The sequence below is a fragment of the Streptomyces sp. NPDC002669 genome (assembly GCF_042889165.1).
Classification (GTDB): Bacteria; Actinomycetota; Actinomycetes; order Streptomycetales; family Streptomycetaceae; genus Streptomyces.
Window position 1 is genome coordinate 60,110 of record NZ_JBIAQQ010000019.1, and the last position, 13,293, is coordinate 73,402.

Consider the following 13,293-nt stretch of genomic DNA (forward strand, 5'->3'; position numbering starts at 1 on the left):
CACGAATCGTGGCCCCGCTCCGGCCGTCGGAGCGCGCACGGAGGGTGCGGCCGGGCGCATCGTCCCGGAGTATGACGGTGGCTCCGCCGCGCGGCTGACCGCAGGGCCCGGCTCCCCTTCCGGCGGCCTTCCGAGTCAGCCGTGCGGGCTGATGAAACGCGCTGGGGGCCGCTCGACGATGAGACGCATGAGTACTCACTCGACCGCCTCTCCTGTCGTATCCGCAGCGGCGCCGCCCCGTTGGGCGGTCCGGGCCGCGCACCTGACCACGCTGGTGGTCCTGCCGAGCGGGCTGTGGCGCATCGCCCTGGTGCTCGGTCACCCCGCCGGCTACACGGAGGCGGGCTTCGTGCCGTTCGATACGCCCGGTGCCAAGGTGTGGATGCTGACGCTCAGCGTGGTCAGCGAGCTGGTCGCCTTCCTGACGATCGGTCTGGTACGGCCGTGGGGTGAGGTCGTGCCTCCCTGGATACCGCTGATCGGGGGGCGGGCGGTCCGGCCCCTGGCCGCCGTCGTCCCCGCCGCCGTCGGCGCGACGGCCCTCACTCTGATCTGGGCCGGCATTCCCCTGTGGTGGACGCATCCGCACGAGGACATGACGCCGGCCGGGAACCTCGTCGTCGGCATCCTCTACCAGCCGTTGCTTCTGTGGGGCCCCCTCACCGCGGCCGTCACCGTCTCCTACCACCGCCGCCACCGAGCCCCTCAGCGGCGGCGTCACACGTCCGGCAGTCCGCGTGCGGACCGGCGCAGGTAACAGGCCCAGGTCAGCACCATGCACAGGCCGTAGCAGCCGAGGAACGCCAGGTCCGCGGCCCGGTCGTCGTGCGTCCGCAGGAAGGACTCCCGGAAGGCCAGGTTGACCAGTACTCCCCCGAAGGCCCCGACCGCTCCCGGGTGTCGAACTGCTGGTGGAACTGCACCTGGAGCACCTGCCCGAAGGCGAAGCCGAAGCCGATGAACGAGCCGGAGGTGCCGATGTGGAGCAGCGACATCACCCAGCCGTGCGCGTCCCCGAGCACCTCGCGCATCGCGCCCCGCTCGCCGCGCACGGTGGCGAGGTTGCCCATCCGCAGGGCGGCGGCGAGCGCCGCCGGCACGATCAGCGGCAGGTGGCCGAGCACCGGCCGTTGCTGCTGAGCACCGGCCACCACGTCACGGTCGACCTGCCCGCGGTCCGGGCCGCCGCGCCGCACCTGGACATCGGGCAGGCGCGGCCGCTCGGGCCCGATCCGCTGCTTGCCGCCGCTCTGGGCGACCGGCTCGTCGAGGCGGACCGGTCCCCGGCGCGGCCCGGGCCTGGCGGGGCGGACGCGGTCGTGCTGGCGGCGGCCGGTTCCACCGATCCGGCGGCCCGCACCGACACCGCGGCGATGGCGGACCTGCTCCGGCGGCGGCTCGGACGTCCGGTCGTTCCGGCCCACCTCTGCGCGAGTTCCCCGACCCCGGCCGAGCCCGTGCGGGCCCTGCGGGCGGCGGGCCACCGGCGGGTGGCGGTGGCCCGGTACCTGATGGCCCCCGGCGATTTCGCCCGCCGCGCGGACGGGGCCGGCGGCTGTTTCGTCTCGGCCCCGCTCGGCGCGCACCCCGAGGTGGCGCGTCTGGTGCTGAAGCGCTTCGACGAGGCGTGCGGAGGCGGGGAGCCGGCCCGGCCCCGGTGACGGCGGGCAGGCGGGCAGGCGGGCAGGCGGGCAGGCGGGCAGGCGGGCAGGCGGGCAGGCGGGCAGGCGGGCAGGCGGGTCCTACTCGAACCGGGCGGTGTCGCCGGCCCCGCGACGGACGATCTCGGGTTCGCCGCCCGAGAAGTCGATGACCGTGGTCGGTTCGGTGCCGCAGTCGCCCGAGTCCACGACGGCGTCCACCACGTGGTCGAGCCGTTCCTTGATCTCCCAGCCCTGGGTCATCGGCTCGTCCTCGTCGGGCAGGAGCAGGGTGCTGGACAGCAGCGGCTCCCCCAGTTCGGCGAGCAGCGCCTGGGCGACCACGTGGTCGGGGATCCGGACGCCGACCGTCTTCTTCTTGGGGTGCATCAGCTGGCGCGGCACCTCCTTCGTCGCGGGGAGGATGAAGGTGTAGCTGCCGGGCGTCGCCGCCTTGATCGCGCGGAAGACGTCGTTGTCGACGTGGACGAACTGGCCGAGCTGCGCGAAGTCCTGGCAGACGAGGGTGAAGTGGTGGCGGTCGTCGAGGTTGCGGATCGATCTGATCCGGCCGATGCCGTCCCGGCTGCCGAGTCGGCATCCCAGTGCGTAGCAGGAGTCCGTGGGGTATGCGACGAGCGCGCCGGACCGAATACTTTCGGCCACGCTGCTGATGGTGCGCCGCTGAGGATTCACGGGGTGTACGTCGTAGTACTTCGCCATTTCACCGAGTCTAGGCCCGTTCGCGGGCCGGTCCGCCCATCGGCGGTCGCGTCGCCCGTCCGGGTGCCGTGCGCGGCACGGCGGACCGGCTCCGGTGACGGCCCCTCAGTCGGAGAGCGGGACGTGGAGTTCGGGAGGGAAGCCGGTCCAGCGCAGTTCCCCGGGGAGGTGTCCCGTGTCGTTGAAGAGGAGCACGGATGCGGGACGGTCGGCCGCGTACCGGATGACGGTGAGCGCGGCGTTGGCCTGGTGGAGGCCCATCCAGCGCCACTCGGGGGCGTCGAGGGCGTCCCGGACGAGCCAGCCGATGAGGAAGTTGTGGGTGACGACCAGTTCGTGGCGGGGTTCGTCGCCCTCGACGGGTCCGGTGAACCGGGCGAGGGCCTCCCGGGCCAGTCCGGGCCCGCACTCGCGTTCCTCGGCCGGGAAGCCGGACAGGCGGGCGAGCACGGAGTCGGCCCATTCCGCGGGGAGTTCTTCTCGTTCCGGCAGGTGGGGGAGGTAGTCCCCGGCCGGTTCGGACGGCTGCGGGAGCACGCCGTCGAGCCGGTCGCAGATCAGCCGGGCGGTCTGTGCCGCCCGCGGGAGCGGGCCGTGGTGGACGGCCGCGAGCGGGACGTGCCGGAGCCGCTCGCCGAGCAGCAGGGCCTGGCGGCGGCCGTTGTCCGTCAGACGGCTCTCGTCCGGTGTGGCCTCGCCGTGCCGGGCGAGGTAGAGGTAGCGGTCGGCTGTTCTGGGCATGTACGGGTTCCTCCGGTGCCGTTCACGATCTTGCGGACATCCGGACCGACGCCGGTCCGCGCCGCGCGGTTCCGTCGCCGTCCGGGCACACGTCCTGGCGGGTCACCGGGAGGACACCGAATGTTCCACCGCCCGTTCCCGTCCCCCGGTCGCATACGTGTGCGGTGCGATTGCCCGCGTGGCATGGTGGTGCGGCGCCACGGCCCTTCCGGGCGCCGCGGGCCCGCCGACGGCGCCGCGACGGGGGATTCCGCAGGGAGGTCGGTGTGACGGGGGCACGGTCCGCCGGGGACGTGATCGATGGCCGGTACGAGGTGCTGCGGGTGCACGGCGACGGGGCGATGGGGCTGGTGTACCGGGTGCGCCACCTCCGCTGGGGCACCGAGCTGGCGATGAAGTGCCCGCGTCCCGGGCTGTTCGCGACCGCCGCCGACCGGGACCGGTTCGTGGCGGAGGCGGAGACCTGGGTGTCGCTCGGGCTGCATCCCAACGTGTGCGGCTGCCACTACGTGCGCGTGATCGACGGGGTGCCGTGCGTCTTCGCCGAGTACGTCGCGGGCGGCAGCCTCAAGGAGCGGATCGCCGACCGGAGCCTCTACACGGGCGGCGCGGCGGCCGCACTGACCCGGATCCTGGACGTCGCGGTGCAGTTCGCCCGCGGTCTGGAACACGCCCACGCGCACGGACTGGTGCACCAGGACGTCAAACCGGCGAACGTGCTGCTGGACACGGACGGCACGGTGAAGGTGACGGACTTCGGGCTGGCCCGCACCGGCGGCGGCACCGGGTCCGGGGCGCCGGGCCGAAGCCCGGCCGGGGGGACCGTTCTCGTGCCCACCGGCGGGCTGACCCCCGCCTACGCGTCCCCGGAGCAGAGCGCGGGCGGGCCGCTGGGCCGACGCAGCGACATCTACAGCTTCGGCGTCTCGGTGCTGGAGATGTTCACCGGCGGAGTCGGCTGGATGGCCGGGCCGGTGGCCGGGGCCGCGCTGGAGAGTCATCTCGCCGACGGCCCGGACGACCCCGCCCTGCCCGCCGTGCCCCCGGACGTGGCCGCCCTCCTCGCCCGCTGCCTCGCCCCCGAGCCCGCCGGCCGCCCCGCCACCATGACCCGGGTGGCGGACGAACTGACCTCCGCCTACCGTCGTGTGACGGGAGGTCAATATCCGCGGGCGGTGCCCGAGGCCGCCGAGCTGCGTGCCGACGAGCTCAACAACCGCGCCCTGTCCCTCCTCGACCTCGATCGCACGGACGAGGCCGAGGAGGCGTTCACCGCCGCGCTGGCCGCCGACCCCCGGCACCTGGAAGCCCTCTACAACTCCGGGCTCCTGCGGTGGCGACGGGGTTCCCTGGTCGAAGGGCCCACCGGGCACGGCCCGGAGGACGGACGCGAGCCCGTCACCGACAGCCACCTCCTCGCCCGGCTCCACACCGACGGCACGGACGCCGACGCCGACCGGCAGTCCCGGGTGCTGCGGGCGCATGTGCACCTGGAGCGCGGCGACACGCGAACGGCCCGTCAGCTGCTGGAGGAACTGGAACGCGAGCAGCCCCATGACCCCGAGGTGCGCGGCCCGGCCGAGGCCCTGCGGTCCGGCCGGGCCGGGGAGGGGAACTGCGCCGGCTCCATGGAACTGCCGTGGAGCCACGGGGAGGAGAGCCGCTACCTCCAGCCCTCGGTGCGGCTGACCGCCGACAGCCTGTGGGCGATGCGCAAGGTCGGCCGTTTCGACGTCCAGGTGTGGGACCTCGGCCGAAGCCGCCTGGCACTCACCCTCACGGGCACCGAGCCCGACGCGGTCGACGTCACCGCGGACGGCCGCGCCGTCGTGTCGTCCCACACCGACGGCCTGCTGCGGTTCTGGGATCCGGAAAGCGGCGGTCTCCTGCACGAGCACGCCCTGCCGGGGTGGTCCGCGGGGGCGCCGGGTGCGGTGCTGCCGCGGCGGGCGGGGCTGGTGCGGATGGCCGTGGACGGCCGTCACTTCGCCGTGGTCGCCGACCGCGAGGCCCAGTTGTGGCCCGCCGCCGCGACCCCGGGCCTGCGGCCGGTGCGCCGACGGCCGTTGGAGGGGTACCGCGACCACACGTGGCTCGCGGTGAGCGACTTCGGCCGCTGGGCGCTGGGCGGGACCACCGGGGGCGGGGCCGCCCTGTGGGACCTGGAGACCGGTCGGCACCGGCTGAACCTGGCGGGCGACGGCGACCGCCTCACCACCGCGTTCGTGAACGCCGACGGCCGCCACGCGCTGACGGCGTCCCGCAACCGCCTGAGCCTGTGGGACCTGACGGACGGCCGCTGCGTCGGCCGGGTCCTCACCGGCACCGGTCTGATCCACACGATGTGGCTGAGCCCCGACGCCCGGCTCGCCCTCGTCGGCGGCGCCGACCGCAACGTCCGGCTGTGGGACCTGCGCACGGGGCGCTGTCTGCGCACGTTCTCCGGTCACACGAAACCGGTGTACGCCGTGCTCATGGGCACCCGGGCCGACCGCGGCGCCTCGATCGACGCCTCGGGAACCCTCCTGGGGTGGACCTGGCGGCTCCCCGGTACCTACACCGCCCCGATGCACCCGAGCCGCCCCCGCCGCGTCGCGGAGCGGCAACGGCTGGACCACGACGCGGGGGCCCTGGCGGCCGAGGCGGAGCGGGCCCTCACCGACGGCAGGCACCGAAGGGCCCACGAACTGCTCGTACGGGCCCGGGAGTTGCCCGGACACGAGCGGCGGCCGCAGCTGCTGGACGCATGGTGGCGGCTGGGCACGGCGACCGGGTTCGCGGGGCTGCGGACGGCCTGGCCGGTACGGAGTTTCCCACCGGTCACGGACACCCGCGTCGACGACGTCGCGATCGGCGCCGACGGCCGCACGGCGGTGTCCGCCCATGGCTCCAAGGGGGTGTACTCCTGGGACCTCACCACCGGCCGGAGCCGGCACCGGCCGCACCCCCGAACCCTCTTCGCGGTGGGGATCGGCCGGGACGACGGCCGGGTGCTGGCGGGCGGTGACGCGCTGGTGGTCTGGCGGGGCGGCGCCGGGCCCCGGCACGCGGCCGGCGCACGGATCAACTACATGTTCAAGGGAGTCTCGTTCAGCGCCGACGGCCGACGCGCCCTGACCGCCGAACGGAAGACCGTACGGCTGTGGGACCTGGACACCGGGCGCTGTCTGCGCGAACTGACCGGCCACCGCGCCCCGGTCTCCGCGGTGGCCATGTCCGGGTACGGGCGGTGGGCCGCCTCCGCCGATCTCGACCGGGGCGTACGGGTCTGGGACCTGTTCAGCGGCAGGTGCCGGCACGTCCTGCTCGACGGCCGCCGGAAGGTGTCCGACCAGGTCGGCATCAGCGCCGACGGCCGCAGGCTGCTCTGCTACGGCCTGCACGGCGGCCGTCTGCTGTGGGACACGGTCACGGGCGAGCAGTTGACCGTCTTCGACGAGGAACCGGGGGTGACGGTGGTGGGCCGGCTCACCGCGGACGGCCGCCATGCCGTCACCGGGGACAGCGACGGCCGCGTCCGCGTCTGGGACACCGGCAGCGGCCGCTGTCTGCACGCCCTCGGCGGCCACGCCGGGATGGTCAGCTCCCTCGCGATCACTCCGGACGCCCGGTTCGTGGTGTCGGGCGGCGGTGACGGCACGGTGCGGCTGTGGGAGCTCGACTGGGAGCCCGCGACAGGGGACGGGGGCGGCGGACGCGCGAGGGGCTGAGCGCCCGCCGCCGGTTCCCCGTCCGGCGGGTGTCAGTCCCAGCGGTCCTGGTTGATGAAGCGGCTGAAGCCGCGCCAGGAGTTGGGGCCCATCACGCCATCGACGGGGCCGGTGTAGCCGTGTGCGGCGGCCAGTCGCTGGACGGCGGCCCAGGTGTTGGGGCCGGGGGCTCCGTCGACGGGTCCGGTGTAGCCCCAGCCGCGCATGTTCCGCTGGAGCGCGGCGTAGGTGTTGGGGCCCGGGGCGCCGTCGATCGGACCGGTGTAACCGGACTCGATCCGCAGCCAGTTCTGGGTGCGTTTCCACATGACGGGGCCGGGGATGCCGTCCTGCTCCGTCGTCGTCTTCGGCAGCCCGCCACCGCCACCGCCCAGATGGTCCAGCGGGTTGACCCGGGTGCCGCCCGGGGTGATCAGGTGCCAGTGCACGTGCGGGCCGGTGGAGCTTCCCGAGCCCGGGGCCCCGGCGGCGCCGCCGGAGTACCCGACGATGTCCCCCCGGCCGACCGGGGTGCCGTCGGACAGCCGGAACTCCGACAGGTGCATGTACTGCGTCCGGTACCCGTCGCCGTGGGTGATGGTCACCGTGTGCCCGCCGGTGCCGTTGTACGGAATGTTGGTGACGACACCGGCGCCCGCAGCCGGCAGTGCGGTGCCGACTCCCATCGCGTAGTCGATTCCGCCCAGGGAACCCCGGTTGATGTGCTCCCACCAGCCGTCCGTCATCGGGTAGCCGCTGAACGGGTTGTAGATGTCCAGTGCCCGGGCGGGGCTTCCCGAGAACAGCACGCCGCCGGCGGCCAGACCGAATGCGGCGACCGAGCCGCGCAGCAGCGTGCGCCGGCTCGCTCCGGCCTGCGATTGGCTCTTTTGACCGTCATCGGATCCACGACTTCCGCACACATCAACTCCCTTGATTTTATGGCCACTTGACCAGTTCCGACGGAGTGGAGCCACGGTAGCCCACGCGCGTAGATTCTGATACGGACATGACATGACGCTGCCGCGACCCCACCCGGGCGCACCGACCCGCCCCCCGGCGACCGCCATCCCGGCCGGCCCACCGCCCGGACTGCGCGGACGCGGCGGCGCGGGCACGAAAAATCCCCGGACCACAATTGCGGGCCGGGGATTTTGCCGAGTATATTGAGTGTTTCTCTGTGTCCATAGAAAAGGCCCCACAGCGGGGGCCATTAAGAAACACCATATCCGGCAGGGAGCCATTTTGTCAAATCGGGAAAGCGCCGAATTGCAGAAGGAACAGGAATTCGTCGACCGGCTCCACGACCGTGTCGACGTCCTGCGCGGCGACACCGCCCAGGGCGTCGAGGACGCGCTGACACCGGTCGGGAACGGCTTGCAGGCCCGGCTCGAACGGGATGTGCTGGTCGCCGAACGTTCCGGTCTGCTGGCCGCCCTGAACGCGGTGGACGGCTCGCTGTGTTTCGGTCGCATCGATTTCCGCGACGGCACCGCGCGCCATATCGGCCGGGTCGGAATCCGTGAGGACGACGCCGAACGCACTCCGCTGCTGATCGACTGGCGCGCACCGGTCGCCCGCCCCTTCTATCTCGCCACCGGTCACACCCCCATGGGGCTGCGCCGGCGCAGACACATCAGTTCCAGGAACCGCACCGTCACCGAGCTGCACGACGAGATCCTCGACCTCCGGGACCGGGAGCGCACCGGCTTCGAGGACCCGAGCGGCGACGCCGTGCTGCTCGCCGCCGTGAACTCCGCCCGTACCGGCCGCATGGGCGACATCGTGCGGACCATCCAGGCGGAGCAGGACCGCATCATCCGCGCCCCGCACCGCGGGGTCCTCGTCGTCGAGGGCGGCCCCGGCACCGGCAAGACGGCGGTGGCACTGCACCGGGCGGCCTTCCTGCTGTACGAGCACCGCGAGCTGCTCGCCAGGCGCGCCGTCCTGATCGTGGGCCCCAATCCCGCCTTCCTGCACTACATCGGCGAGGTGCTGCCCGCGCTCGGCGAGACCGGTGTCCTGCTCGCCACCCAGGCCGAACTCTTCCCCGGGGTGCGCGCCCACGGCACCGACACGCCCCGCGCCGCCGCGGTCAAGGGCGGGGCCCGGATGGCCGGGGCGCTCGCCCTCGCCGTCCGTGACCGGCAGCGGCTGCCCGAACCCGGCGCACCGCTGGTCGTCCCGCACGACGACGGGGAGCTCGTGCTCGACCGGGAGATCGCCCGCGAGGCCCGGGAGGCGGCCCGTGACACCCGGCTGCCGCACAACCTGGCCCGCCCGTACTTCGCGTTCCGGATCATCGACGCCCTCACCGCGCAGCTCGCCGAGCGGATCGGCGCCGACCCGTACGGCGGCCCCAACTTCCTCGGCCCCGACGACATCGCCCAGCTCGGCAAGGGGGTCGCGGCCAGTCGGGAGGTGCACTCCGCCGTCGAGGAACTGTGGCCGGCCCTCACCCCGGAGGGGTTCCTCACCGACTACCTGGCCGACCCCGCGCACCTGCCGGACGAGGACGCCGGGGCCATCCGGCGCCCGCCCGGCGAGGGGGCGTGGACCCCTGCCGACGTTCCGCTGCTCGACGAGGCGGCGGAGCTCCTCGGGGTCGACGACAGCGCCGAACGGGCCGCCGCCGAGGCCGAGCGCCAGGAGCGGATCGCGTACGCGCAGGGCGTGCTGGAGCTTTCGCGGGGCTCGGAGACCTACGAGTTCGAGGACGAGGAGTCCGAGGTCCTCGCCGCCCACGACATCGTCGACGCCGAGCGGATGGCGGAGCGGCACGAGGAGGCCGATCACCGCAGTGCGGCCGAGCGCGCCGCCGCGGACCGGACCTGGGCGTTCGGGCACATCATCGTCGACGAGGCGCAGGAGCTGTCGCCGATGATGTGGCGGCTGCTGATGCGCCGTTCGCCGACCCGTTCGATGACCCTGGTCGGCGACCCGGCGCAGACCTCCGAGGAGGCCGGCGTCGGTTCGTGGGAGCAGATCCTGGAGCCGTACGTCGGTGACCGCTTCGAGCACGTCCGGCTCGGGGTCAACTACCGCACGCCCGCCGAGATCATGGAGCTGGCCGCCGGGGTCGTACGGGCCGAGAACCCCGGCTTCCGGCCGCCCGGCTCGGTGCGGTCCACCGGTGAGGCGCCGTGGATCCGGCACGCCGGGGAGGATCTGGCGGGTGCCGTGGCCCGGGCGGTCGCGGAGCTGACGCCGGAGGAGGGGCGCCTCGCGGTGATCGCGCCGCGGGAGCTCCACGAGGAGATCGCGGCCCCGCTGGAGGGGGTCACGGCCGGCGCCGAGCCGGATCTGACCCGGCCGGTGGTGCTGCTCGGCCCGCGCCAGGCCAAGGGGCTCGAATTCGACCACGTGCTGGTCGTGGAGCCCGCCCGGTTCGGGACCAGTGACCTGTACGTGGCCCTGACCCGCGCCACCCAGCGTCTGGGCATCGTCCACCGGGAGGAGCTGCCCGGGGCGCTGCGCTGACGGGACGGGGAGAGGGAACGGCACGGGCCGGGAGCCGGATGGCGGGCCGGGACCGGCGGGCATAGCCTGCCCAGCAGTGCCGTTCCATCGTCCCCGGTCCGCCCGGCGGAAGGGTTGAGAGCCGTGAGCACCACCCGTGACGAGCAGGAATCCCCGGAGCCCCCGGCGGGGCCCGCCCCCGGGGGCGATCCGGAGTTCCACCCCTACCACCACCCCGCCGCGGGCTGGGGCGCGGCGGAGAGCGTGAGCCGTTTCCTGATGCGCGAGGGCTCGCTGGTGGACGGCCCGCGGGCCATCATGCGGATGAACCACGAGAACGGCGGGTTCGACTGTCCCGGATGCGCCTGGCCGGACGACACCAAGGGCCTGCACCTGGACATCTGCGAGAACGGGATCAAGCACGTCACCTGGGAGATGACCCGCAAGCGGGTCGGGCGCGAGTTCTTCGCCGCCCACCCGGTGACCGAGCTGGCCGGATGGAGCGACCACGATCTGGAGAACCAGGGCCGGCTGACCGAGCCGATGGTCTACGATCCCGCGACGGACCACTACGTCCCGATCGGCTGGAAGGACGCGTTCGAGCTGGTGGGCCGCGCCCTGCGCGAGCTGGACCATCCGGACCGGGCCGCGTTCTACACCTCCGGCCGACTCGGCAACGAGGCCACCTTCCTCTACCAGCTGATGGCCCGCGAGCTGGGTACGAACAACCTGCCGGACTGCTCCAACATGTGCCACGAGGCCAGCGGCCGCGGCCTCCAGGCATCCCTGGGCACCGGCAAGGGCACCGTCGACCTCAAGGACTGGGAGCGGGCCGACGCGCTGTTCGTCCTGGGGGTCAACGCCGCCTCCAACGCACCCAGGATGCTCACCGCCCTCGCCGGGGCGTACCGCCGCGGCGCCCGGATCGTGCACGTCAATCCGCTCGTCGAGGCGGCGGCCACCCGCACCATCGTCCCGCACGACTTCACCGACATGGCCCTCTTCAGGACGACCCCGACCAGCACCCTGAACCTGCAGCCCCGCATCGGCGGCGACATGGCGCTGCTGCGCGGGATGTCCAAGGCGATCCTGGAACAGGCCGAGTCCGACCCCAGGGCACTGGACCGGGAGTTCATCGAGCGCCACACCGCCGGCTTCGAGGAGTACCGCGCGCTGTGCCGGGCCACTTCGTGGCAGGAGATCGAGCACCAGTCCGGGCTGAGCCGCGTCGACATTCTCGACGCGGCGCGTGTGTACGGCGAGGCCGACCGCTCCGTCATCAGCTGGTGCCTGGGGATCACCCAGCACGAACACGGCGTCGACACCGTCCGGGAGATCGTCAACCTGCTGCTGCTCCGCGGCAACCTGGGGCGGGAGGGGGCGGGCCCCTCCCCCGTGCGCGGGCACAGCAACGTCCAGGGCAACCGCACCTGCGGCATCGACCACCGCCCCACCGACGCGTTCCTGGACCGCCTCGCCGAGGTCTGCGGGATCGAGCCGCCCCGCCGGCACGGCCTGGACACCGTCGGCACGATCAAGGCGATGCACAGCGGCGACGTGAAGGTGTTCGTCGGCATGGGCGGCAACTTCGCCCTCGCGGCGCCCGACACCCCGTACACCTGGGCGGCGCTGCGCTCCTGCGACCTCACCGTCCAGGTGAGCACCAAGCTGAACCGCAGCCACGTCGTCCACGGCCGCCGGGCCCTCATCCTGCCGTGCCTCGGCCGTACCGAGAAGGACCACCAGCGCAGGGGCGTCCAGAGCACGTCCGTCGAGGACTCGATGAGCATGGTCCACCTGTCGGTCGGCATGAAGCGCCCCGCCTCGCCGCACCTGCTGTCCGAGCCGGCCGTCGTCGCCGGCATGGCCCGCGCCGCCCTGCCCGACAGCGCCACCCCCTGGGAGTGGTACGTCGAGGACTACGACCGCATCCGGGACACCATGGCCCGCGCGCTCGACGGCTTCGAGGACTTCAACCGCCGGGTGCGGATGCCCCTCGGCTTCCGCATCAAGCAGCCCGCCCGCGAGCTGGTCTTCCTCACCCCCTCCGGGCGTGCCGAGTTCTCCACCGCCGCCCTGCCCGACGTCGTCCCCGCCCCCGGCACCCTGGTCCTGGGCACCATGCGGTCCCACGACCAGTGGAACACCACCGTCTACTCCGACAACGACCGCTACCGCGGCGTCAAGAACCTGCGCACGCTCATCTTCATGAACCGGGCCGACATGCGCGAGCGCGGCATCGCCGACCTCGGCCCCGTCGACATCACGAGCACCGCGAAGGACGGCAGCCAACGCTCGCTCGAGGGTTACCTCGCCGTCCCCTACGACATCCCCCGCGGCTGCGCGGCCGGCTACATGCCCGAGATGAACGTGCTGTGCGCGCTCTGCGACTACAGCACCCAGAGCGACCAGCCGATCATGAAGCACGTCAGGGTCACCGTCTCCCCCGCCGCCCGGGCCGGGGGTACGGGGCGGGAAACGGCGTAATCGCTTCGACAGCGCCCGCCGCGCCCGGCAGAGTCGCCGGTCATGACGAGCAGTGAGTCGTGGACCCGTGCGACCGCCGAACGCCACGACGCCGAGGAGAGGGAGATGTCCTCGGCCGCCGTGCCCGGACCGGCCCTCGACTGCCTCGCCGGGGACGGCCGGGCGCTGGAGTTCGCCATCGGGACCGGACGGGTGGGCGTCCCGCTCCGGGAGCGCGGCGTGCCCGTGGTGGGCATCGAGCTGGGTGTGCCGCCGCTGCGGTTCCTGCCGCCCGGGCAGGTCGCGGTGCCGTTCGACGTCTCCGAGGACCATCTCGGCTTCGACACCTTCGACCTGGTCGAACAGGTCCTGCGCTCGCACCGCCTCACCCGTGACGGCGACGACGACCGCTACCGTCGCGAGGTTTCCCGGCACCGGTACGCGTGGCCGGCGGAGCTCGACCTGATGGCCCGGCTCGCGGGGATCGAACCGGAGCGGCGCGTCGCGGACCGGGACGGGACGCCGTTCACCCAGGACTCCCCGAAGCACGTCTCCGTGTGGCGCAAGCCGGTCCG

9 protein-coding genes and 1 pseudogene are annotated in these 13,293 nt (G+C 73.3%); 6 read left to right on the plus strand and 4 right to left on the minus strand.

Annotated features, from left to right (window positions below; all coding sequences use genetic code 11):
- Window positions 1–187 precede the first annotated feature (187 nt).
- Window positions 188–757: a hypothetical protein gene (locus tag ACFYW1_RS25810; protein ID WP_388997735.1), complete on the plus strand. Its 570-nt coding sequence runs from the start codon at window positions 188–190 to the stop codon at window positions 755–757.
- 10 nt (window positions 758–767) lie between these two features.
- Here ACFYW1_RS25810 and ACFYW1_RS25815 read toward each other — a convergent pair whose 3' ends face one another.
- Window positions 768–1,151 (minus strand): hypothetical protein, encoded by a 384-nt coding sequence (locus ACFYW1_RS25815; RefSeq protein WP_388997738.1) that lies wholly within the window; start codon window positions 1,149–1,151, stop codon window positions 768–770.
- Between ACFYW1_RS25815 and ACFYW1_RS25820 the strand changes: the two genes are divergently transcribed.
- Complete coding sequence (locus ACFYW1_RS25820) at window positions 1,131–1,661, plus strand: sirohydrochlorin chelatase (RefSeq protein WP_388997741.1); 531 nt, start codon at window positions 1,131–1,133, stop codon at window positions 1,659–1,661. The genes ACFYW1_RS25815 and ACFYW1_RS25820 overlap by 21 nt on opposite strands.
- An 81-nt stretch (window positions 1,662–1,742) precedes the next feature.
- Here ACFYW1_RS25820 and ACFYW1_RS25825 read toward each other — a convergent pair whose 3' ends face one another.
- Window positions 1,743–2,363 carry an L-threonylcarbamoyladenylate synthase gene (locus tag ACFYW1_RS25825; protein ID WP_388997744.1) on the minus strand — a complete coding sequence of 207 codons (621 nt, stop codon included), beginning with the start codon at window positions 2,361–2,363 and terminating at the stop codon, window positions 1,743–1,745.
- Window positions 2,364–2,468: 105 nt separating this feature from the next.
- A complete protein-coding gene (locus ACFYW1_RS25830) occupies window positions 2,469–3,104 on the minus strand; it encodes a histidine phosphatase family protein (protein WP_388997747.1) in 636 nt (211 codons plus the stop codon).
- Between the two features lie 266 nt (window positions 3,105–3,370).
- On the opposite strand from ACFYW1_RS25830, the gene ACFYW1_RS25835 reads away from it, so the two are divergent.
- The gene (locus ACFYW1_RS25835) at window positions 3,371–6,814 is read left to right on the plus strand and encodes a protein kinase (protein WP_388997750.1); all 3,444 of its coding nucleotides are present in this window, start codon (window positions 3,371–3,373) and stop codon (window positions 6,812–6,814) included.
- A gap of 32 nt (window positions 6,815–6,846) precedes the next feature.
- Here ACFYW1_RS25835 and ACFYW1_RS25840 read toward each other — a convergent pair whose 3' ends face one another.
- Window positions 6,847–7,716: a peptidoglycan DD-metalloendopeptidase family protein gene (locus tag ACFYW1_RS25840; RefSeq protein WP_388997753.1), complete on the minus strand. Its 870-nt coding sequence runs from the start codon at window positions 7,714–7,716 to the stop codon at window positions 6,847–6,849.
- A 346-nt stretch (window positions 7,717–8,062) separates the two neighbouring features.
- Here ACFYW1_RS25840 and ACFYW1_RS25845 point away from each other — a divergent pair, with 346 nt between their 5' ends.
- From ACFYW1_RS25845 to ACFYW1_RS25855, 3 genes and pseudogenes are all read left to right on the plus strand, one after another.
- Entirely contained in the window at window positions 8,063–10,273 is a 2,211-nt protein-coding gene (locus ACFYW1_RS25845) for a HelD family protein (protein ID WP_388998011.1), read from the plus strand.
- A 123-nt stretch (window positions 10,274–10,396) separates the two neighbouring features.
- Window positions 10,397–12,739: an FdhF/YdeP family oxidoreductase gene (locus ACFYW1_RS25850; protein WP_388997756.1), complete on the plus strand. Its 2,343-nt coding sequence runs from the start codon at window positions 10,397–10,399 to the stop codon at window positions 12,737–12,739.
- A 42-nt stretch (window positions 12,740–12,781) separates the two neighbouring features.
- Window positions 12,782–13,288, plus strand: a pseudogene (locus ACFYW1_RS25855) (hypothetical protein); the annotation flags it as partial.
- Window positions 13,289–13,293 lie beyond the last annotated feature (5 nt).